Here is a 20,495-nt window from a genome sequence, read left to right on the forward strand (position 1 = left end):
CGGCGTGTTGCGTGGCCGCGGCGCATCGGTCCGTCCCGCGCGGACGGATCGCATCGCTACGCACTTCGCAGCCGGCCATCAGTGAAATCGACGAATGGGCGCTTTCGGATTCGAGCGGGTCATTGAAGAAAATAGGGCCGATGACCGAAACTGGTGGTGGATTCAACCGGTCAGGTTTCGCGATAGCGGACCTTCATTTCCCACGTTTGTCACCTTGCGGAGCCCAATGATCTGGGGCGCACCGTCGCCTTACTGCTTCTGGCCGAACGCGTGTCAAAAAGCGCAGGCTCACACTTTCCGTTTACAACGGCCGCACCTACGCTTCCGGGATTTCGATTGTCCCTTCAAGATATTGAACAGCCTGACCGGAGATATATACCCGGTCGCCTTGTACGCGACAATGAAGTAACCCGCTGCGGCGTGACACCTGCATGGCCACGAGTTGTGACCTGCCCAAACGGTCGGACCATAATGGCGCAAGCGCCGCGTGAATAGATCCGGTCACCGGATCTTCATCTCCGCCATTGGCAGGCCAAAAGTAGCGGGACACAAAATCATGCTCATCTCCGCGCGCTGTCACGACAACATCGAGCGGACCAAGTGCCGACAGCAGATTGAGTTCGGGTACGACGGATCGTACCTCGTGTTCCGTTCCGTAGATCGCAACATAGGCTTGCTGGTTTATCAGCACTTCTTGAGGCCGTATCGAAAGCCCCTGGATCAAGTTCGCGGGTATTTCGTCCAATTTTTCAGGCCGGCGCTGCGGGAAGCTCATTTCGATCAGACCGTCATGCGTAAGGCAAACGGCAAGCCGACCGACCGCTTTCGCAACAAATTCGATGACTTCCAAATCATCACATCGCTTGAAGATCACGTATGCGCTTGCCAGCGTGGCATGTCCACAAAAAGCAATTTCGGTAAGTGGAGAAAACCAGCGGATGTCGAACGCTCCGTCGGCATTTTTCACGAAGAATGCTGTTTCGGACAGGTTGTTCTCAGCGGCGATTGCCTGCATCAAGCTATCGGGCAACCAGCGTTCGAGTGGCACTACTGCAGCGTAGTTACCCTTAAACACCTTATCTGAGAATGCGTCAATCTGATAGATCGGCAGTTTCATGAAATGTGCCTGTTCAAAGCGGGAGGTTAGTCAGCGATTTGCGGTGTTATTCGTAGACAACGATATCAGCCCGGGAAGCTGGCGAACATGTACAGATTGCGATGTTCGACACAAAAAGCGACCGTTCGCTTGGCCCGACGATGCCGTGGGCGTCGTCTGAAAGCAGCCGTTTGCCCAACGTTTTGCTGCCCGTCGATCCTGCGATGAAGTGTTTTAGCGAGCATGAGCGGTGGCCCACCGGGACAACCGCGCATGACGATGACGGAAAAGAAGCACGAGCACGCCTCCAATCATACTTGGCCACCCTGGCAGCCATCGCGTCGGCGAACGCAACTCAAAAGTCAGTTTGTCGTGCACTTCACAACCGCCGCTTATGTCGCGAATGGTCCGTTCGTGAATCCAGGTCCGAATGCCGAGCATTCGCGACGTTTCCTTGAATCGGAATCCGGGGCCCACTTCAGCGAGCGTGATGTCGTCGAAATCTACCGGGAGCACGCCCAACACAAGGAGCCAGCTCCGGCCGAGACAGCGCCCAAGCGGGAGTTGATCGATCGACCTACCTCGCAGAGCGGCAGGGACCGTCATGTGTAACCACGGAAACAGTTCGTCGTTGATGCCTTGCGGCGTTGTCACACGCGACCACGCTGCAGCGGCGCTTACCGGGAGTGTGGACCTTCGTTCAAATGTTGTTCTCACAGTCATCCCAATGTTTGAGTATTGTTCTCCCGGCCTGCCGGTCTCCACTCGGTCGAAAGAATTTGCACGGGCCACCATCCTTGACAGTGAGTGGCCGTGATTGTCGACGATTCGATCGGTGGTGTCGACCGACCGAAACTGGCCGGTTGCAGACTCACGTGGAGGCCCGCTTCCGACCCGCTCCCGCCGGTCGCCGTGTGAGCGGTTCAAGGGCAGGTAACGGAGTGCTCCAGTCGTTCACGCCGCCTTTTCGCAGACAACGGTTCAGAATCGCGTGCCTGAAGCAACCCGGTATCTTCCACGATTGGAGATGGAGCCGGGGTTCCGGCGAACAATCTGGCTTGACGAATCTCGCGAGTTTTACGCGCATACTCGAGGCCGACGGACACCGCACGCGCTCTCCGTTACGTCATCGCAGCAGGCACCCTTCCCCGGAGACTGGAGATCCAAATGAATGACGACACCTTCAACCTCAGCGTACGCAAGTTTTTAAAAATGGTCGGCGTTAGTTCGCAGCGTGAAATAGAGCATGCAGTCGCGAAGGCGATTGCCAGCAGCGCGATTGCGGGCAATGAATCCTTTCCAGCGAAAGTTACGCTGGAAGTCCCGGGGCTCAAGCTGAAAGTGGATTTCGAAGACGAAATCAGGCTTGAGTAAGAGGACGAACATCACGCGAAGAGAAAGCGTTTGCCCGGAGCAGGGTCGCGGCCGCCGGCACGTACTCGGCCGTTACTGCCCACGTGAGGGGCCGACGTCGGACAGGCGAAAGGACGGTCTCGAGCCGGCAAGCTCCCGGTATGGCTGCTGGAAGATTGGGCAGACGAATCGCTCTACTGGCACGAGGCCGCTCTCCGGATGACTGACGCAAGCGCGTTGTCGAAGGCAGTCAGCTTCCTGTGTACGGGGCGACCAGGCTGGGAGCGCATTCCGGTCGGAATCGTGGCAAAGCGCATGTACTGCCAGAAGCTGGCTGCGCAGGTTCTTGGCAAATTGCCAGCTTCAACCGTTTGCGAGCAGTTCGTTGCGCACTTGACGTCTCTGGATTCGCTTCTTGCCGACCATCCATGGCTTGTTGGAGACGCGAAATCGATCGTCGACCGCAGCCCGGCTGCTGCGTGCGGCTTGTGCTATTTCCACTTTGAACCGATTGCCTCCAGCCCGGCTTTCTGCAGGTCTTCCGGTCCCATCACGACGCGAAACTCGCAGTCGGCATTGAACGTGAGAAACCACGGCTCTGCGAATGCGGGAATCTGCGACGGATCATCAAGGTTGATCACGAGGATTGCTCCGCGTCCTCCGCTTTGCTCGGTAAAATAGGCCGCTTCCGGTTTCGCTTCTTCGAGTATTTTCGCCATCACGGCCCCGATGGTGCCGTCGCGCACGAAAGCATTGAATGGCTCGTGGGGAATTCGTATGTTCAGAAGCATGCGCATGGACATTCTCCTAGCCTGAGGCACGGAAGGAACTTTCCGAGTATAGGAGATCTCGGCTGTTCCTTTAGTCGCTTAGGCAACACGCCTCACGCATTGGTGCGCAACGGTGCCGAGCAGCGGAAACCCGCAAATTGACGCGGGGATTGACTGCGGCCGACGTCCGATCTCTGGTGCCGAGCCGACGCCCGATTGTCCGCACGATCTTGCGGGCGAGCGGCCGGAAGTGGCCGCCTGGCGACCGACGCGGGCCTCCCTGTACCCGTGGCCTCCGCTTCCCGACGTAGCGTCTACGTTGGTGACTTCCACTCGCCCGCCCAGAGATCGAAATACTTGAAGGCGGAGATGCGGACGAGCACAACTTGCTCGCCGATGTCATCGACGACCTTGAATGGGACGGATATCCCGAAATTTCCTTCCGTCACCGTGCCCGGATCGCGGTGAAGAAGGTCCGGTACGCGACCGAGTTCTTCGCGTCGCTTTGCGCGAGGCGGGCCGTCCGGTCTTATGTCGACGCGCTGACCGGGCTTCAGGACGATCTGGGCTGGCGCAACGATGCCGTCGTCGCGGAGCGGCTTCTGAAGGCGCTGCCTCGAACGGCGCCCGTCGCGGCGCCGGGCGCGGCCTTTGCGCGCGGTTTCCCGGCCGCCCGCGCGGCTGCCAATCATCCGACAATGAAATAACTGTGGAAGCGCTTCAGACGTCTGTCGCCACCGCATTGATTCTGGCGGCGCCGACCGGGCATATCGGCCGTGACGGAGTCTGCCGCTGCTGCGGATTTTCGGCATGCGCGGCGGTGGACGGCGCTGATCGGCGTGCGGATCGTCGCCAATCGCGCGCCGTCAGTTAATGACAAGGCGCCGGCGGCACCATGGCTCGTCCGAAGCCATGCTGCCCCCCGCTTCACCAACAGCCCTGCCGGTACTAGTGCGAAAACCCGGAGGCCGTTTCACTGAGGCTTTTGCCCTTGGTTTCGGGTGCCAACCATTGGGATACGCCAGCACCGACCGCGGCAATGCCGGCCGCGATCAGTATGGTCACCGAGGGCCCGAGATTGCTCACCGACCAGGGCATCAGGAACGTGCCGAGGCCGGCGCCTATCCTGCTGAAGGCGGCGGCGAAGCCGGTCCCGATCCCTCGAATCTCGGTCGGGAAAACCTCCCCGGGATAAATGCAGGTCAGCGTCCCGCATCCCGCGTTGAAGAACGAGAATGCGAGAAACAGACCCAGCACGACCATCGCGGGCGCGTTCGTCCACACGCCGAGAATCGCGAGGATCACGGTGATGATCCACTGCGGAGGTACGGTCAGCACGCGGCGCCCGGCCTTGTCGATCATCAGAACCGTCACCACGCTCCCGGCCAACGCGACCGCGGATAGTCCGACGCCGCCGGCGAGTCCGCCGCCGAGACCGAATTTCTGCAGCACGCTGTCGGCGAACGTGGCGATCGCGAAGTAGGGCGTGACGACACAGAAAAAGAACAGCGATACGAACAGCGTGGCCCGCCAATATTGACGGGAGAACAGCATCCCGAAGCCACCGCCCGCGGCGGGCGTTTCGTGCTCCATATCATCCATGTCGGAGGCGTTCGGCAGATACCGGTGTGCAATCGAGCGGGCCTGGTCGATACGACGCTTGCTCCACAGCCAGCGCGGCGACTCGGGCATGCCGAGCCGGCCGAGGAACAGCGCCACGGCAATGAACGTGCTGCTGCCGAGAATGTTCCGCCAACCGAGTTCAGTGTACCGGTCCAACAGGTAACCGACGATGAAGGCGAACATGAACCCGGCATACCACGCGATGAGCGTGAGGCCCATGAGCCGTCCCCGGATTCTCGATGGGGAAAATTCCGACAGCATCGGCCATCCAACGGAATATTCCGCACCGATCGCGATGCCCATCAAGAGGCGCACGACGAACAGTTGCATCGGCGACGTGGCAAAAAACTGCATGGAGCCGACGAAGAACTGCATGAAGGACGCAAGCACGAACAGGCCCATGTCGAGCATGAACAGCGGCTTGCGACCGAACCTGTCACCGGCCCATCCGCCCAAAGGGGAACCCACGAGAATGCCGAACAACGCCCCTGCCGCGATCAAGCCCTCCCAGACCGGCGATATGCCGAGTTCCGCGGTCATCTTGCCGGACACCGGGCCGACGATCCCGAGGATATAGCCGTCCAGAAACGTACCGCCGGTAAGGACGATGATCATCCTGATCATGAAGCGTCGTTTGAACGCTGAAGATGTTTGATACTCAATCGGTACGGCGGAAACAGCAACTTCCTTTTCTAACGAAGTCATATGTATCTCCATTTGCGTGACGTGTATCGGGGCTTGTTCCGGTCATGACGTTGCTAATGCACCGAAATCGAACTGCTTTGTCGCGTTGTGCGACAGCGTCGCGCATGGCATGACGGTACGGTTCTGCTGCGCGGCGCTGCGTCGAGTCTATGGACGAGAAAATGATCGAGCCCACGCGGTTGCGCCCGGAAACGAGTGGTAAACGACATCCGGCGTGCGCGTTCAATTTCCCGTCGGAAAGCGACAAATGTGTGCAGGAGGTGCGAGCGCGTCGTGACTGACCGGCGATCAACGCACCGTCAAGTCGACGATTTCCGAGAAGTGGGAGGCCCGGGTGCTGCTGTGCCGGAAACCCGGCTACGCCGCGCTATCCGATCCGTTGATCTGTGTTTCGTATCCCACGACCGGAACGGCAATCGGCCATGGATTTTTCGCGAACGGGCTTACGGGCGGGTTCAAGCGCTCGTCGCATATTCCGGTCAGGAAAACCCTGATCTGCCCCCGTTCGGACACCGGTTTACGCTGGCGCCACCGACCCCCGGCCACCCCGCATTTCGCCGCCAGCCGAGCGGGGTCCTTAAATCCATCCCCCAGCCCCATCAAGCCTCCCGCCAGACAAAACAGGTATGGCGCGCCGCAATATTCCGCGCTCGACAGCGGTTCGTGATACCTATCAGGTATCAAAAAGCGAGACCAAAAGTATTGGACGCTCCATTTCCCCGCCGCGTATAAATCCGTCCCATGAACTCCCCACACGCAGCGTGCCCCATGTCCTCAGTCACCATCGAACGCATTGAAACCCGCCTCGTCGACCTGCCGACGATCCGTCCGCACAAGCTGTCGGTCGCCACGATGCACGGCCAGACGCTGATGCTGGTGAAGGTGACCTGCAGCGACGGCGTGACGGGCCTCGGCGAAGGCACGACGATCGCCGGGATGGCCTACGGCCCGGAAAGCCCGGAGGCGATGAAGCTCGCGATCGACGCGTATCTCGCACCGGCAATCATCGGCAAGGATGCGACGCGCATCCAGACGCTGATGGCGTTCCTCGGCAAGCTCGCGAAGGTCAATCATTTCGCGAAGAGCGCGCTCGAAACCGCGCTGCTCGACGCGCACGGCAAGCGTCTCGGCGTGCCGGTCAGCGAGCTGCTCGGCGGCCGCCGGCGCGATCGCCTGCCGGTCGCGTGGACGCTCGCATCGGGCAACACCGCGACCGATATCGCCGAAGCCGAACGGATGCTCGACCTGCGCCGCCACAACGTGTTCAAGCTGAAGATCGGCGCGAAGGCGCTCGACGCGGACATCCGGCACGTGGCCGAGATCAAGCGGGCAGTGGGCGAGCGCGCCTCGGTGCGCGTCGACGTGAACATGGCATGGAGCGAGACGCAGGCCGCGCGCGCGATTCCGGCGCTGGCCGATGCCGGCTGCGAACTGGTCGAGCAGCCGGTCGCGTCGGCCGCGGCGCTCGCACGGCTGATGCGCCGCTTCCCGGTCGCGCTGATGGCCGACGAAATCCTGCAGGGCCCGGACAGCGCGTTCGAGATCGCGAAGCAGCACGGCGCGGACGTGTTCGCGATCAAGATCGAACAGAGCGGCGGCCTGTTCGCGGCGCAACGCGTCGCGGCGATCGCGGATGCGGCCGGCATCGAGCTGTACGGCGGCACGATGCTCGAAGGCGCGTTCAGCACGGTCGCGTCCGCGCATCTGTTCGCGAGCTTCGCGAACCTGCAGTGGGGCACCGAACTGTTCGGACCGCTACTGATTACCGAAGAGATTCTCGCGACCCCGCTCGACTACAGCGATTTCGAACTGACCGTGCCGAGCGGCCCAGGCCTCGGCATCGAACTCGACGAAGCGAAGGTCGCGCGCTTCACCCGCGACGGGCTGACGAAAGTGGCCCGCTGACCCGCTAATACCCGCGACAACCCGCTCACGTACCAGGACATCACGATGCTTTTCCACGTACGCATGGACGTCAACCTCCCGGCCGACATGCCGGCCGGGGGGGCCGACGAGATCAAGACCCGCGAGAAGGCGTACTCGCAGGAGTTGCAACGCAGCGGCAAGTGGCGCCACATCTGGCGCATCGCCGGCGAATACGCGAACTACAGCGTGTTCGACGTGTCCGGCAACGCCGAGCTGCACGAGATCCTGACCGGCCTGCCGCTGTTCCCGTACATGAAGATTTCGGTGACGCCGTTGTGTCGCCACCCGTCGTCGATACACGACGGCGACGTTTGAGCCACGGAGCCGCCGCTGCTGCAACGGCGAGCACCCCGGGTCACCTTTCCCCAAATACACGTGGAGACACCATCATGAGCGTCAAAGTTTTCGAAACCAAGGAAGTGCAGGATCTGCTGAAGGCCGCGTCGAACGCGGGCGCCAATGGAGCTAACGGCGGCAACGCGCGCACGCAGCAGATCGTGCTGCGGCTGCTCGGCGACCTGTTCAAGGCGATCGACGACCTCGACATCACGCCCGACGAAGTGTGGGCCGGCGTGAACTACCTGAACAAGCTCGGCCAGGACGGCGAAGCGGCGCTGCTCGCGGCCGGCCTCGGCCTCGAGAAGTATCTCGACATCCGGATGGACGCCGAGGACGAGGCGATCGGCCTCGACGGCGGCACGCCGCGCACGATCGAAGGCCCGCTGTATGTCGCCGGCGCGCCGGTGCGCGATGGCGTCGCGAAGATCGACCTCGATGCGGACGCAGGCGCGGGCCCGCTCGTGATCCGCGGCACGGTCAAGGGACTCGACGGCAAGCCGGTGGCCGGCGCGCTGGTCGAGTGCTGGCACGCGAACTCGCACGGCTTCTATTCGCACTTCGACCCGACCGGCGCGCAGAGCGAGTTCAACCTGCGCGGCGCGGTGAAGACGGGCGCGGACGGCACCTACGAATTCCGCACACTGATGCCGGTCGGCTACGGCTGCCCGCCGCAGGGCGCGACGCAGCAGCTGCTCGACCGCCTCGGCCGTCACGGCAACCGCCCGGCGCACGTGCACTTCTTCGTGACCAGCGACGGCCACCGCAAGCTGACGACGCAGTTCAACATCGACGGCGATCCGCTGATCTGGGACGACTTCGCGTATGCGACCCGCGAGGAGCTGATCCCGCCCGTCAGCGGCAAGACCGGCGGCGCCGCGCTCGGGCTGAAGGCCGACGCGTACCAGGACATCGAGTTCAACTTCGTCCTGACGCCGCGCGTCGAGGGCAAGGACAACCAGATCGTCGAACGCCTGCGCGCTTCCGCCACGGCATAACCGCCCGACGGCTCGGCGGCGCGCAGGCGCCGCCGCCGGCCGGGCTCCCGCGAGATTCAATCGATACCGATGCGAGCGTGCTTGCAGGACCCGGCACGCGCACTGGAGGAACCAACATGTCCGCCACGATCGACCCCACCACCGAACTGGACCACCTGCTCGCCACCGCCGTGCAGGACGACAAGGAGGCCGGCATCTTCCGCTGCCGCCGCGACATCTTCACGAACGAGGCGCTGTACGAGCTCGAGATGAAGCACATCTTCGAGCGCAACTGGGTGTACCTCGCGCACGAAAGCCAGATCCCGAACAACAACGATTACTACACGACGTGGATCGGCCGCCAGCCGGTCGTCATCACGCGCGACAAGACCGGCGAGCTGCACGCGGTGATCAATGCGTGCGCGCACAAGGGCGCGATGCTGTGCCGCCGCAAGCACGGCAACAAGGGCAGCTTCACGTGCCCGTTCCACGGCTGGACCTTCTCGAACACCGGCAAGCTGCTGAAGGTGAAGGACGAGAAGACGACCGAGTATCCGGTGCAGTTCAACACGCACGGCTCGCACGACCTGAAGCAGGTCGCGCGCTTCCAGAACTATCGCGGCTTCCTGTTCGGCAGCCTCAGCGACGACGTGCTGCCGCTCGAGGACTACCTCGGCGAAGCGCGCGTGATCATCGACCAGATCGTCGACCAGGCGCCGAACGGGCTCGAAGTGGTGCGCGGCAACTCCTCCTACATCTACGAAGGCAACTGGAAGATGCAGATGGAGAACGGCTGCGACGGCTATCACGTGAGCACCGTGCACTGGAACTACGCGGCGACGATGGGCCGCCGCAAGGAAGACGGCACCAAGGCCGTCGACGCGAACAGCTGGAGCAAGTCGGTCGCGGGCGTGTACGGCTTCGACAACGGCCACATCCTGCTGTGGACCAAGACGATGAACCCCGAAGTGCGGCCCGTGTACCAGCACCGCGACGAGATCAAGGCACGCGTGGGCGAAGTACAGGCCGACTTCATCGTGAACCAGACGCGCAACCTGTGCGTGTACCCGAACGTGTTCCTGATGGACCAGTTCAGCACGCAGATCCGCGTGGTGCGCCCGCTCGGCGTCGACAAGACCGAAGTCAGCATCTTCTGCTTCGCGCCGAAGGGCGAGAGCGACGCCGACCGCACGACGCGGATCCGCCAGTACGAGGACTTCTTCAACGTGAGCGGAATGGGTACGGCCGACGACCTCGAGGAATTCCGCGCGTGCCAGGCCGGCTACGCGGGCATCACGGCGATGTGGAACGACCTGTCGCGCGGCGCGCCGCTGTGGATCGACGGGCCGGACGAGAACGCGAAAAGGATGGGGCTGAACCCGCGCATGTCGGGCGAGCGCAGCGAGGACGAAGGGCTGTTCGTGTGCCAGCACGAACACTGGGTGCACGTGATGCGCGATGCACTGAAGCAGGAGCGCGGGGAGGTGGAAGCATGAACATCGATTACCGGACCATCTGCGCGGCGCTGTATCGCGAAGCGCGCCTGCTCGACGACCGCGAGTGGGATACATGGCTGACCTGCTACACGGAAGACGTCACGTACTGGATGCCCGCGTGGGACGACGACGACCGTCCGACCGACGATCCGCACAGCCAGATCTCGCTGATGTACTACGCGGATCGCGGCGGCCTCGAGGATCGCGTGTTCCGGATCAAGACCGAGCGCAGCGGTGCGTCGACGCCCGAGCCGCGCACCAGCCACAACGTGACGAACGTCGAGGTGCTGGCCGAGCGCGACGGCGAGGTGGACGTGCGCTACAACTTCCACACGCTGAATCACCGCTACCGCGTGACCGATCACTTCTTCGGCACGATGTTCGTCACATTGCGCCAGGTGGGCGACGCGCTGCTGATCTCGAACAAGAAGATCGTGCTGAAGAACGACTACATCCGGCAGGTGCTCGACGTGTATCACGTCTGACGCCGATTGTTTCGACCAGTAACACAGGGAGACGAGGTCATGTCCACCTACAAGATTGCACTGAACTTCGAGGACGGGGTCACCCGCTTCATCGACTGCAAGGACGGCGAGAAGGTGCTCGACGCCGCGTTCCGCGCGAAGATCAACCTGCCGATGGACTGCTCCGACGGCGTGTGCGGCACCTGCAAGTGCCGCGCCGAAAGCGGCAGCTACGACCTCGGCGACGATTACATCGACGACGCGCTCACCGAGGACGAGAAGGACGGCGGCCTCGTGCTGACGTGCCAGATGGTGCCGGAGAGCGATTGCGTGATCGCGGTGCCGACGTCGTCGGTCGCGTGCAAGACGGGCCACAGCGCGTTCGCCGCGACCGTGACGAAGGTCGACCAGCACAACGACGCGGCGATCGTGCTCGAGCTCGACGTCGACGCGGCCGCACCGGTGTTCCTGCCGGGCCAGTACGTGAACATCGGCGTGCCGGGCAGCGGCCAGCACCGCTCATACTCGTTCTCGTCGGCGCCGGGCGACACGAAGGTCGGATTCCTGATCAAGAAGATTCCGGGCGGCGTGATGAGCACGTGGCTCGAATCGGCCAAACCCGGCGACACGCTCGAACTGAACGGGCCGCTCGGCAGCTTCTACCTCCGCGACGTCGCGCGGCCGCTGCTGTTCCTCGCGGGCGGCACGGGTCTCGCGCCGTTCCTGTCGATGCTCGAGGTGCTCGCGCGCAGCGGTTCGCAGCAGAAGGTGCACCTGATCTACGGCGTGACGCGCGATCTCGACCTGGTGCTGGTCGACGCGATCGAAGCGTATGCGGCGAAGCTGCCGAACTTCAGCTTTGCGACGGTCGTCGCCGATGCGGCGTCGAGCCACGCGCGCAAGGGCTGGGTCACGCAGCACATTCCGGCCGACGCGCTGAACGACGGCGACGTGGACGTCTATCTGTGCGGCCCGCCGCCGATGGTCGACGCGGTGCGCCAGTACTTCGACGATCAAGGCGTGAAGCCCAACAGCTTCCACTACGAGAAGTTCACGCCGAACGTGACGGCAAAGGCGGCATGACCATGCAACGATTCTCCGGAAAGGTCGTCGTCGTCACCGGCGCGGCGCAGGGCATCGGCCGCGGCGTCGCGCTGCGCGCGGCGGCCGAGGGCGGCCGGGTGCTGTTCGTCGATCGTGCGGACTTCGTGGCCGAGGTGGCCGCCGAAGCGCCGGGCGGCAACACGGCAGGCTTCGTCGCGGATCTCGAGACCTACGACGGCGCGCGCGCGGCGATGGCGTGCGCGGTCGCGAGGTTCGGCCGGATCGACGTGCTGATCAACGGCGTCGGCGGTGCGATCCGGATGCGGCCGTTCGCCGAGTTCGAGCCCGAGCAGATCGACGCGGAAATCCGCCGCTCGCTGATGCCGACGCTCTACAGCTGCCACGCGGTGCTGCCGCACCTGCTGGCCGGGGGCGGCGGCACGATCGTCAACGTATCGTCGAACGCGACGCGCGGGATTCGACGTGTGCCGTATTCGGCCGCGAAAGGCGGCGTCAATGCGCTGACGGCGGCGCTCGCGATGGAATACGCGGAGCACAACGTCCGCGTGGTCGCGACCGCGCCGGGCGGCACCACGGCGCCGCCGCGCCGCGTGCCGCGCAATGCGGCCGGCGACAACGCGCAGGAGCAGGCGTGGATGGCCGAAGCGGTGCGGCAGGTGACCGATTCGACGTTCTTCAAGCGCTACGGCACCCTCGACGAGCAGATCGCGCCGATCCTGTTCCTCGCGTCGGACGAGGCGAGCTACATCACCGGCACGGTGCTGCCGGTCGCGGGCGGCGATACGGGTTGAGCGGCGCGCGCGCCGAGCCGCGTGCTTCTTCCGACATGTGCGCGCCGCAGCCCGGCGTGCGCGCGACGACCATCCAACAACCGTCCAACAACCGGCCTGCGCCGACACGCCGGCCCCGGAGACACTCATGCCCAAACGCGAAGCGATCATCCCCGCCGGAATGGAAGCCGTGTACGAACAAATCGGCTATGCGCCGGCGATCAAGGTCGGCGATACCGTGTACGTGTCCGGCCAGATCGGCCGGGATGCGGCAATGCAGCTGGTGAAGAACCGCGAAGCGCAGATCGTGCAGGCGTTCGAGAACCTGAAGCGGGTGCTCGAGGCGGCCGGCGCATCGCTCGACGACGTGGTCGACCTGACGACCTTCCACACCGACATGCGCGACCTGCCGCTGTTCATGGAGGTGCGCGACCGCTATTTGCATGCGCATCCGCGGCCCGCGTGGACCGCGGTCGGCGCGCACATGCTCGGCGGCTCGCCCGGTTACATCGTCGAGATCAAGGCCGTCGCGGTGCAGGCGGACTGATACGCGCCCCCTTCACGCCGTATTTCAAAAACGATAAACGGATCGCCCCGCAACGACGGGTCGATCCTGGAGACGCTTTCATGACTGCTGCTTCCGTTCGCTCGATTCCCGCGCTGATCGACGACGCGCCGCTCGGCGCGTTGCAGATTCGCGTACTCGCGCTGTGCGTGCTGATCGCGCTGCTCGACGGCTTCGACACGCAGGCGATCGCGTTTACCGGCCCGGCGATCCTCGCGTCGTTCCGGCTGCCGGCCGGCGCGCTCGCCCCGATCCTGACCGCCGGGATCGTCGGCATGACGATCGGCGCGATGACGCTCGGCCTCGTCGGCGACCGGATCGGCCGCCGGCCGGCGATCATGATCGGCCTCGCGCTGTTCGGCAGCGCGACACTCGCCACGGCGTGGGCCGGCGACCCGCGCCACATTCTCGCGCTGCGCTTCGTCGCGGGGCTCGGGATGGGCGGCTGCACGCCGGTGCTGCTCGCACTCGCGGCCGAATACTGTCCGGCCCGGCGGCGCGGCGCGGTGATGACGGGCGTGCTGCTCGGCCTGCCCGCCGGCGCGATGCTTGGCGGGCTGCTCGCCGCGCGCATGCTGCCGGTGATCGGCTGGCCGGGGATCTTCGTCGTGGGCGGCGCAGCGCCGCTCGCGGTGCTCGGCCTCGTCGCGCTGCTGCTGCCGGAGTCGCTGTTTTATCTGGCGTCGCGTGACGACGCACGCGCGCAGCTGCGGGTGCGGGCGACGCTGTCGAAGATCGTCGCGCAGGCGCTGCCGTCCGACGCGCGCCTGTCCGTGCCCGAAGAGGCGACGACGAAAGCGAGCGTCGCCGCGCTGTTCCGCGACGGCCATGCGGGCAAGACGCTCGGCATCTGGGCGATCTACCTGCTGAACTGGATCGCCTGGTTCATGCTGCTGTCGTGGCTGCCGACGGTGCTGAAGGCGGCCGGCCTGACCGCGCAGCAGGCGCCGGTCGGCACCGTGATCGTCAACGCGGTGTTCATCGTCTGCGCGATCCCGCTGTCGATCGTGCTGCCGCGCGTGAATACGCGCAACCTGCTCGGCGCGATGTTCGCGTCCGGCATCGCGATCGCGATCGCCCTCGGCTACGCCGGCACGAACTGGGCGCTGGTGTTCGCGCTCGTCGGCGCGGCCGGGTTCGGCATCGGCGGACAGCAGATCGCGCTGAACTACCTGATCGTCGGCGCGTATCCGACCGCGCTGCGCGCGACCGCCACCGGCTGGGCGATCGGGATGGGCCGCGCGGGCGCGATCGCCGGCTCGGCCGTCGGCGGCACGTTCCTGGCGTGGGGCGGGCCGTCCGGATTCTTCCTCGCGCTGGCCGTGCCGCTCGCGGGCGCCGCGCTTGCCACGCTCTGCCTGCGCCTGGGGCGGTCCGACGTCGAAGCGGCGCCGGCGATGCCGCACTGAGCGCGTGAACCGGCTGGTCCGGTTCGAACGGTTCGATTAGTCATACGTAACAATCACGATAATCCTGTTCAGGTTTGGAGACAGCATGAGATTTCAGCATCTCGTTGGCGGAGCGTTGCTCGGATTCGCGACGACCGGTTTTGCACAAGGCAGCGTGACGTTGTACGGCGTGCTGGACACGGGCGTCGAATACGTGTCGCACGCGAACGCCCAGGGCAAGGGCATCGTGCGGATGCCGTCGATCACCGGCGAGCTGCCGTCGCGCTGGGGGCTGCGCGGAACGGAGGATCTCGGCGGCGGCTACAAGGCCGTGTTCGCGCTCGAAAGCGGCTTCAACGTCGGCAACGGCACGCTGGGGCAGGGCGGCCGCCTGTTCGGCCGGCAAAGCTGGGTGGGGATCGACAGCCCTTACGGGATGCTGTCGTTCGGCCGCCAGTACACGATGACGTACTACGCGGTGCTCGACTCGGACCTGCTCGGCCCGAACATCTACGGGCTGCCGTCGCTCGACGCGTACATTCCGAACGGCCGCGCCGACAACGCCGTCGCATGGCGCGGCAAGTTCGGCGGCGTGACGGCTGGAGCGATGTATTCGTTCGGCCGCGATTCGGCCGGCACCGGCAACTCGCCGGGACAAGGCACCTGCGCGGGGCCGACGCCCGGCGAGACGACCGTGTGCCGCCTGTGGTCCGCGATGCTCAAGTACGACTCGACGTCGTTCGGCGCGGCCGCGTCGTATGAAGAGCAACGCGGCGGCGGCGCGACCGCGGCCGCGAACTTCTTCGACGGCGTGAAGCCGGTGCAGCTCACGTCGAATGGCGACCGCGACGACCGCGCGCAGGTCAACGGCTACGTCAGTGCGTTCGGCGTCAGGTTCGGCGGCGGCTGGATCGGCCGCTGGGTCGACACGAGCGCCTCGGGCGGCCCGAACCTGCACTCGAACATCTACTACCTCACCGCGAATTATTACGTGACCCCGGCCTTCCTCGCCGACGGCGGCGTCTATCACGTGAACGTGTCCGGCCAGGATGCGCGCGCGACGCTGGGCGTGCTGCGCGGCACCTACTTCCTGTCGAAGCAGACGGCCGTGTACCTGCAGGGCGCGTACCTCGCGAACAGCGCGCATGCGGCTTTCACGATCAGCGCCGGCGGTGGCGGCACGACGCCCGCGCCGGGCCAGAACCAGGTCGGCGTGATGGCGGGGATTCGCCACATGTTCTGAGCCGGCGGCGGGTGGCGCATGCCGCGGCTCGCCCGAAGGCGGCGAGCCCGCGGTTCAGCGGTGGATCGCCGCCCGCAACCGCCTCACGTCCTGCTCCGACACCGGTGCGGCGCGATTGCCCCACGCGCCGCGCACATAGCTGACCACCGCGGCGATCTCGCTGCTGGTCAGCGCGCCGCGCATCGCCGGCATCCGCTGCACGGGCCCGTGCGTGCCGGGCGCCGGCCGTGCGCCTTCGACGACGATCCGGATCGCGCTGGTCGGATCGGCCGCGAGCACGGCGGAATTGCCGGCGAGCGGCGGCCCGCGCTCGGGCACGCCCGCGCCGTCGGCGCCGTGGCAACGCGCACAGAATCCTGCATACACGCCGGCTCCCGGCGCCTGCTGGCCGCCTTCCGGCCGCGGCCCGGCGGCCGTCAGCCGCGGGACGCCGACGCCGAGCGGATTCGTCGCGGCAGTCGGTTGCGCGGGCAACGACTTCAGGTACACGGCGATCGCGTGACGGTCCGCATCCGTCAGTCGCGCGGTGCTCTCGCCGACGACCGGTGCCATCGCGCCGAACACCGCACCGCGCACCGCGTGGCCGCTGCGCAGGAACGCGGCGAGGTCGTCGGTGGTCCAGCGCCCGAGGCCGTCCGCATCCGCGCCGGTCAGGTTCGGCGCGAACCAGTGATCGTTGATGCCGCCCGTCAGGAACACGGGACTGCGTTCGTCGTAGCCGCGCTCGTTGTAGGCCGGGCCGCGCGGCGTATGGCATGCGCCGCAGTGGCCGAGCCCCTGCACGAGATACGCGCCGCGATTCCATTGCGCCGATTGCGACGGCTGCGGCGCGAAGCGGTCGCGGTTCGCGAACGCGAGGCGCCACAGTCCGAGCGCCCAGCGCTGGTTGAACGGAAACGGCAGCTGCGTGCGCGTTGCCGCGTGTGGAGAGGGCGCCACGCCGCGCATGAAATACGCATACAGCGCGCGCACGTCATCGTCGGTCATGCGCGCGAACGACGGGTATGGCATCGCCGGATACAGCCGGCTGCCGTCCGCGCGCACGCCGCGCCGCAGCGCGTCGTCGAACTGCCGCAGCGTGTAGTCGCCGATGCCGTGCGTCGTGTCCGGCGTGATGTTCGGCGCATAGATCGGTCCGAACGGGGAATTCACCGGCTGGCCGCCCGCGTACGGCGTGTGGTCGGCCGCGTCGTGGCAGGCCGCGCAGTCGCCGGCGAACGCGAGATAGCGGCCGCGCGCGATGGTGGCGGCGTCGGCGCTGGCCGCGGCCGCGGCGACGGTCGGGCGACGCGATGTCGTCGCCGACGCAGCATGCTGTCGTGCCGCAGCCGATGCGGCAGCCGATGCTGCAGCGGCTTCCGATACCCCCGACGCCCCCGGCGTTTCCGTCGGCGGCGCGGAAAGCCGCGGATCGCTCTTCGCGCGAGCGGACATCGACGCGCCGGCATCGGCGGCCGCTGCGCGGATCCGCACGTAACGCCAGCCCGATGCGGGATCGGGCGCGTCCGCGGCCGACGCGGCGTCGGCCGCATCGCCGGCGGACCTCGCCTGGTCGTCCTGCTGCGAGTCGCATGCGGCGAGCGCGACGCCCACGGCGCACGTGGCGAGCACGACGCCCGCGCGGCGACCCGACGCGATGCGCGCGGCGAACGACACCCACGAAGCGAACGAGATCAGCGCCATGGACTGCACGGCCCCAGGAAAGCGGTGACGATCCCCGTGAACACGAGACCGATCACGAACCCGAGCGCGGCGAGCATCCCGCAGCGCGCGAGGAATCGCGTGCTGTCGTCGCGCGTCGCGGCCTGCACATCGGCGTCATGCCGGCGTTGCCAGGTGCGCACGAGCCACGTGGCGAAGACGGCCGCCAGCGCGAACGCGCACGCGGCGATCAGCGCGAGCCACACGCCGATGTGCGCCCAGCGCGGCACCGCCTGCGCGACGCCGAGCGGATAGCACGCGGTCGACGCGAGCGTTTCGGACGCGAGCATCTGCGCGAACCACAGCGCGGGCGCGCCGACCAGGCCGGCCGCGATCGCGAGCCATGGCGTCCACGAGCGTCGCGCGCCGTTCATCCCGGGCTCCTGAGCCAGTACGGCGACACGTACAGCGCGGTGAAGATGAACAGCCACACGATGTCGACGAAGTGCCAGTAGAGCCCGCCGACCGTCAGCGCGACGCGTCGCTCGCGGCCGAAGAAGCCGGCGGCGGTCCACCCGGCGAGCAGCGCGAGGATCACGAGGCCGGCCACCACGTGTGCGAGGTGGAAGCCGGTGATCGTGAAGTACAGGCTGCCGTACAGATGCGCGGTCGGGCCGTACGCATGGTCGCGCCACTCGTGCAGTTGCACGAGCGCGAACGCGACGCCGAGCAAGAGCGCGACGGCGAGCGCGGCCACCGCGCGGGTCTGCCTGCCGGCCCGCACCGCGCGCTCGGCGAGCCACACGAACCCGCTGCTCGACAGCAGCACGACCGTATTCCCGGCCGCGAGCCCGAGCTTCGGCATCCCTTCGGGCGGCCACGGCGCGGCCGCTTGCGACTGCAGGTAGAAATAGCAGAACAGCAGGTAGCCGAACAGTCCGGCCTCGGTCACGATCAGCGTGATGACGCCCCACCAGCCGCCCGCGCGTTCGCCGGAACTGCCGACCGGCAACGGCTCGACGCACGCGGCCGGCGCGCCGGGCAGCACCGTTGCCGACGCCGGCTGTTCCGGATCCAGCACGGCGGCCGCCGACGGCGCCTGCGTGGTGTCGCGGGCCGGCAGGCGCGCGCGCTGCCCGAGCGTGCGGCGCGGCCACAGCCACACGGCGGTCCCGATCGCGCAGCCGGCGACGGCCGCGCACACGAGCGTCGGCGAGCGCGCCAGCAGCGCGGCGCACACGGCGGTCGCGAGCAGCGCGAGCACGAACGGCACGCTGCTGTCTTCGGGCATCTTCAGGATCGCGCTCGGCGTCGCCGCGAGCGGCGTGACCGCGAGCGCCTCGCGCCCGTCCGCGAGCCGGTAGCCGACCTGCACGCTGGTGCGCTTCGCGTCGTCGCGTGTTTCCCACAGCGGGTGCCGCGACGCCACGAGCGGCAGCACCGCGAAGTTGTACACGGGCGCGGGCGACGCAACCGACCATTCGAGCCCGGCCGCGCCCCAAGGATTCCCGCCGGCGCGCGCGCCGCGCCGCGCGCTGACCAGCGCGTTGACGACGAACATCACGATCCCGATGCCGAACACGAACGAGCCGATCGTCGTCAGCAGGTTCGACGTGTCCCAGCCCATTCCGGACGGATAGGTATAGATGCGGCGCGGCATCCCGAGCAGCCCGGAGACGTGCATCGGGAAGAAGCCGAGGTTGAAGCCGGCCAGCACGATCCAGAACGTCAGGTGACCGAAGCGCTCGTTCATCATCCGCCCGGTGAATTTCGGGAACCAGTACGTGAGCCCGCCGAGCACCGGGAACACGTTGATGCCGAGCAGCACGTAATGCAGGTGCGCGACGACGAAATACGTGTCGGTCAGCTGCCAGTCGAGCGGCACCGCGGCCGTCATCACGCCGGACACGCCGCCGATCACGAACATCAGCACGAAGCCCGCGAAATACAGGAACGGCGTGCGGAACACCGGGCGGCCGGTCCAGATCGTCGCGAGCCACGCGAACACCGCGACCGCGCTCGGGATCGAGATCAGCATGCTCGCCGCGCCGAAGAACGCGAGCGCGAGCGGCGCGATGCCGGTCGCGAACATGTGGTGGACCCACACTTCGAAGCCGATCAGCATCGTCGCCACCGTCGATACCGCGACGGCCTCGTACGCGACGAGCGGCCGGCGGCAGAAGGTCGGCAGCGCGTCCGACACGATTCCCATCGCGGGCAGCACGACCACGTACACCCACGGGTGCGCGAACATCCAGAACAGGTGCTGCCACAACAGCGGCCGCCCGCCGTTGGCGACATCGAAGAAGTGCGTGCCGGTATTGCGGTCGAGCCACAGCAGCAGGAACGCGAGGCTCACGGACGGCACCGCGACGAGGTTCGCGATCGATGCGGTGAGCGTGCCCCACACGATGATCGGCAGCCGGTCGATCGACATCCCGTGCGCGCGCATCCGCAGCAGCGTGACGACGAAGTTCGCGGCGCCGCCGGTCGTCGCGATGCCGAGCAGGATCATGCCGAGCGCATAGATGTCGATGTTCGCGCCGGCGCTGTAGTCGAGCGACGTGAGCGGCACGTAATTGAACCAGCCGCCGTCCGGCACCGCGCCGAGCGGGAAGCTCGCATACAGGAACAGCCCGGCGAACAGGAACGCCCAGTACGAGAACGCGTTGAGCCGCGGGAACGCCATGTCGCGCGAGCCGAGCATCAGCGGCCACAGATAGTTCGCGAAGCCGGACAGCACCGGCAGTGCGTACAGGAAGATCATCGTGACGCCGTGCATCGTGAACAGTGAATCGTATTGCGCGGGCGTGAGCACCGTCGCATCCGGCCGCGCGAGCTGGAGGCGCATCACGAGCGCCTCGACGCCGCCGAGCAGCAGGAACGCGAACGCGGTGACGATGTAGCGCAGCCCGATGCGCTTGTGGTCGACCGTGCCGAGCCAGCCGCGCCAGCCGGGTTCCGATTCCCACAGGCCGGCCAGTTCGCGCTCGTGCGCGGAGCCGGGCGGCGCTTCGCCGAGGTCCGGCACGCGGCTGAGCGGGGTGGGCGTGTCGCGGGCAACGGCCATCGTCATC

17 protein-coding genes and 1 pseudogene are annotated in these 20,495 nt (G+C 66.2%); 12 read left to right on the forward strand and 6 right to left on the reverse strand.

What is annotated here, in order from left to right:
* Window positions 1-316: 316 nt before the first annotated feature.
* On the reverse strand, window positions 317-1,117 hold the full coding sequence (locus tag U4Y91_RS04800) for a PhzF family phenazine biosynthesis protein (RefSeq protein WP_321803703.1): 801 nt from the start codon (window positions 1,115-1,117) through the stop codon (window positions 317-319).
* A gap of 1,146 nt (window positions 1,118-2,263) precedes the next feature.
* On the opposite strand from U4Y91_RS04800, the gene U4Y91_RS04805 reads away from it, so the two are divergent.
* A complete protein-coding gene (locus tag U4Y91_RS04805; RefSeq protein WP_321803704.1) occupies window positions 2,264-2,470 on the forward strand; it encodes a DUF6494 family protein in 207 nt (68 codons plus the stop codon).
* A 470-nt stretch (window positions 2,471-2,940) separates the two neighbouring features.
* Here the strand turns inward: U4Y91_RS04805 and U4Y91_RS04810 are convergent, their stop codons facing one another.
* Window positions 2,941-3,246: a panthothenate synthetase gene (locus tag U4Y91_RS04810; RefSeq protein ID WP_134758111.1), complete on the reverse strand. Its 306-nt coding sequence runs from the start codon at window positions 3,244-3,246 to the stop codon at window positions 2,941-2,943.
* A gap of 416 nt (window positions 3,247-3,662) precedes the next feature.
* Between U4Y91_RS04810 and U4Y91_RS04815 the strand changes: the two are divergent.
* A pseudogene (locus tag U4Y91_RS04815) lies at window positions 3,663-3,926 on the forward strand (CHAD domain-containing protein); the annotation flags it as partial.
* 241 nt (window positions 3,927-4,167) lie between these two features.
* Here U4Y91_RS04815 and U4Y91_RS04820 read toward each other — a convergent pair.
* On the reverse strand, window positions 4,168-5,547 hold the full coding sequence (locus U4Y91_RS04820) for an MFS transporter (protein ID WP_321803709.1): 1,380 nt from the start codon (window positions 5,545-5,547) through the stop codon (window positions 4,168-4,170).
* Window positions 5,548-6,315: 768 nt separating this feature from the next.
* Here U4Y91_RS04820 and U4Y91_RS04825 point away from each other — a divergent pair.
* The 10 genes from U4Y91_RS04825 (at window position 6,316) to U4Y91_RS04870 (ending at window position 15,777) form a co-directional block, all read left to right on the forward strand.
* Window positions 6,316-7,452, forward strand: a complete 1,137-nt coding sequence (locus U4Y91_RS04825) for a muconate/chloromuconate family cycloisomerase (protein ID WP_321803710.1) — start codon at window positions 6,316-6,318, stop codon at window positions 7,450-7,452.
* Between the two features lie 45 nt (window positions 7,453-7,497).
* The gene (catC, locus tag U4Y91_RS04830; protein ID WP_321803711.1) at window positions 7,498-7,788 is read left to right on the forward strand and encodes a muconolactone Delta-isomerase; all 291 of its coding nucleotides are present in this window, start codon (window positions 7,498-7,500) and stop codon (window positions 7,786-7,788) included.
* A gap of 74 nt (window positions 7,789-7,862) precedes the next feature.
* Complete coding sequence (gene catA / locus U4Y91_RS04835; RefSeq protein WP_321803712.1) at window positions 7,863-8,807, forward strand: catechol 1,2-dioxygenase; 945 nt, start codon at window positions 7,863-7,865, stop codon at window positions 8,805-8,807.
* A gap of 116 nt (window positions 8,808-8,923) precedes the next feature.
* Window positions 8,924-10,282 carry a Rieske 2Fe-2S domain-containing protein gene (locus U4Y91_RS04840; RefSeq protein ID WP_321803713.1) on the forward strand — a complete coding sequence of 453 codons (1,359 nt, stop codon included), beginning with the start codon at window positions 8,924-8,926 and terminating at the stop codon, window positions 10,280-10,282.
* Window positions 10,279-10,767, forward strand: a complete 489-nt coding sequence (gene benB / locus U4Y91_RS04845) for a benzoate 1,2-dioxygenase small subunit (RefSeq protein WP_059809639.1) — start codon at window positions 10,279-10,281, stop codon at window positions 10,765-10,767. Before U4Y91_RS04840 ends, benB begins: the two co-directional genes overlap by 4 nt.
* 39 nt (window positions 10,768-10,806) lie before the next feature.
* Window positions 10,807-11,829, forward strand: a complete 1,023-nt coding sequence (gene benC / locus U4Y91_RS04850; protein ID WP_321803716.1) for a benzoate 1,2-dioxygenase electron transfer component BenC — start codon at window positions 10,807-10,809, stop codon at window positions 11,827-11,829.
* Window positions 11,826-12,602: a benzoate diol dehydrogenase BenD gene (benD, locus tag U4Y91_RS04855; RefSeq protein ID WP_321803717.1), complete on the forward strand. Its 777-nt coding sequence runs from the start codon at window positions 11,826-11,828 to the stop codon at window positions 12,600-12,602. The genes benC and benD overlap by 4 nt, the downstream gene beginning before the upstream one ends.
* A 127-nt stretch (window positions 12,603-12,729) precedes the next feature.
* A complete protein-coding gene (locus U4Y91_RS04860) occupies window positions 12,730-13,128 on the forward strand; it encodes a RidA family protein (protein ID WP_321803718.1) in 399 nt (132 codons plus the stop codon).
* Window positions 13,129-13,208: 80 nt separating this feature from the next.
* Entirely contained in the window at window positions 13,209-14,555 is a 1,347-nt protein-coding gene (locus tag U4Y91_RS04865; RefSeq protein ID WP_321803720.1) for an MFS transporter, read from the forward strand.
* An 85-nt stretch (window positions 14,556-14,640) separates the two neighbouring features.
* The gene (locus U4Y91_RS04870; RefSeq protein ID WP_321803721.1) at window positions 14,641-15,777 is read left to right on the forward strand and encodes a porin; all 1,137 of its coding nucleotides are present in this window, start codon (window positions 14,641-14,643) and stop codon (window positions 15,775-15,777) included.
* Window positions 15,778-15,831: 54 nt separating this feature from the next.
* On the opposite strand, the gene U4Y91_RS04875 is transcribed toward U4Y91_RS04870, so the two are convergent.
* From U4Y91_RS04875 to ctaD, 3 genes are read right to left on the reverse strand one after another with little or no spacing between them, the layout of a single operon-like run.
* Window positions 15,832-17,460: a cytochrome c gene (locus tag U4Y91_RS04875; RefSeq protein WP_321803723.1), complete on the reverse strand. Its 1,629-nt coding sequence runs from the start codon at window positions 17,458-17,460 to the stop codon at window positions 15,832-15,834.
* Complete coding sequence (locus tag U4Y91_RS04880) at window positions 17,451-17,852, reverse strand: cytochrome C oxidase subunit I (RefSeq protein WP_321803725.1); 402 nt, start codon at window positions 17,850-17,852, stop codon at window positions 17,451-17,453. Before U4Y91_RS04880 ends, U4Y91_RS04875 begins: the two co-directional genes overlap by 10 nt.
* Entirely contained in the window at window positions 17,849-20,488 is a 2,640-nt protein-coding gene (gene ctaD, locus U4Y91_RS04885) for a cytochrome c oxidase subunit I (RefSeq protein ID WP_321803726.1), read from the reverse strand. Before ctaD ends, U4Y91_RS04880 begins: the two co-directional genes overlap by 4 nt.
* Window positions 20,489-20,495 lie beyond the last annotated feature (7 nt).

The sequence above is a fragment of the Burkholderia sp. BCC1993 genome, from assembly GCF_905339865.1.
In the GTDB taxonomy this organism is placed as follows: Bacteria; Pseudomonadota; Gammaproteobacteria; order Burkholderiales; family Burkholderiaceae; genus Burkholderia.

Bases quoted from the DNA above. Each gene is read 5' to 3' on its own strand.
- U4Y91_RS04880 (WP_321803725.1), bottom strand. From the start codon at position 17,852: ATGAACGGCGCGCGACGCTCGTGGACGCCATGGCTCGCGATCGCGGCC.
- benB (WP_059809639.1), top strand. From the start codon at position 10,279: ATGAACATCGATTACCGGACCATCTGCGCGGCGCTGTATCGCGAAGCG.
- ctaD (WP_321803726.1), bottom strand. From the start codon at position 20,488: ATGGCCGTTGCCCGCGACACGCCCACCCCGCTCAGCCGCGTGCCGGAC.
- U4Y91_RS04810 (WP_134758111.1), bottom strand. From the start codon at position 3,246: ATGCGCATGCTTCTGAACATACGAATTCCCCACGAGCCATTCAATGCT.
- U4Y91_RS04875 (WP_321803723.1), bottom strand. From the start codon at position 17,460: ATGGCGCTGATCTCGTTCGCTTCGTGGGTGTCGTTCGCCGCGCGCATC.
- catA (WP_321803712.1), top strand. From the start codon at position 7,863: ATGAGCGTCAAAGTTTTCGAAACCAAGGAAGTGCAGGATCTGCTGAAG.
- U4Y91_RS04870 (WP_321803721.1), top strand. From the start codon at position 14,641: ATGAGATTTCAGCATCTCGTTGGCGGAGCGTTGCTCGGATTCGCGACG.
- U4Y91_RS04800 (WP_321803703.1), bottom strand. From the start codon at position 1,117: ATGAAACTGCCGATCTATCAGATTGACGCATTCTCAGATAAGGTGTTT.
- U4Y91_RS04840 (WP_321803713.1), top strand. From the start codon at position 8,924: ATGTCCGCCACGATCGACCCCACCACCGAACTGGACCACCTGCTCGCC.
- benD (WP_321803717.1), top strand. From the start codon at position 11,826: ATGACCATGCAACGATTCTCCGGAAAGGTCGTCGTCGTCACCGGCGCG.
- U4Y91_RS04860 (WP_321803718.1), top strand. From the start codon at position 12,730: ATGCCCAAACGCGAAGCGATCATCCCCGCCGGAATGGAAGCCGTGTAC.
- U4Y91_RS04820 (WP_321803709.1), bottom strand. From the start codon at position 5,547: ATGACTTCGTTAGAAAAGGAAGTTGCTGTTTCCGCCGTACCGATTGAG.
- U4Y91_RS04825 (WP_321803710.1), top strand. From the start codon at position 6,316: ATGTCCTCAGTCACCATCGAACGCATTGAAACCCGCCTCGTCGACCTG.
- U4Y91_RS04865 (WP_321803720.1), top strand. From the start codon at position 13,209: ATGACTGCTGCTTCCGTTCGCTCGATTCCCGCGCTGATCGACGACGCG.
- benC (WP_321803716.1), top strand. From the start codon at position 10,807: ATGTCCACCTACAAGATTGCACTGAACTTCGAGGACGGGGTCACCCGC.
- catC (WP_321803711.1), top strand. From the start codon at position 7,498: ATGCTTTTCCACGTACGCATGGACGTCAACCTCCCGGCCGACATGCCG.
- U4Y91_RS04805 (WP_321803704.1), top strand. From the start codon at position 2,264: ATGAATGACGACACCTTCAACCTCAGCGTACGCAAGTTTTTAAAAATG.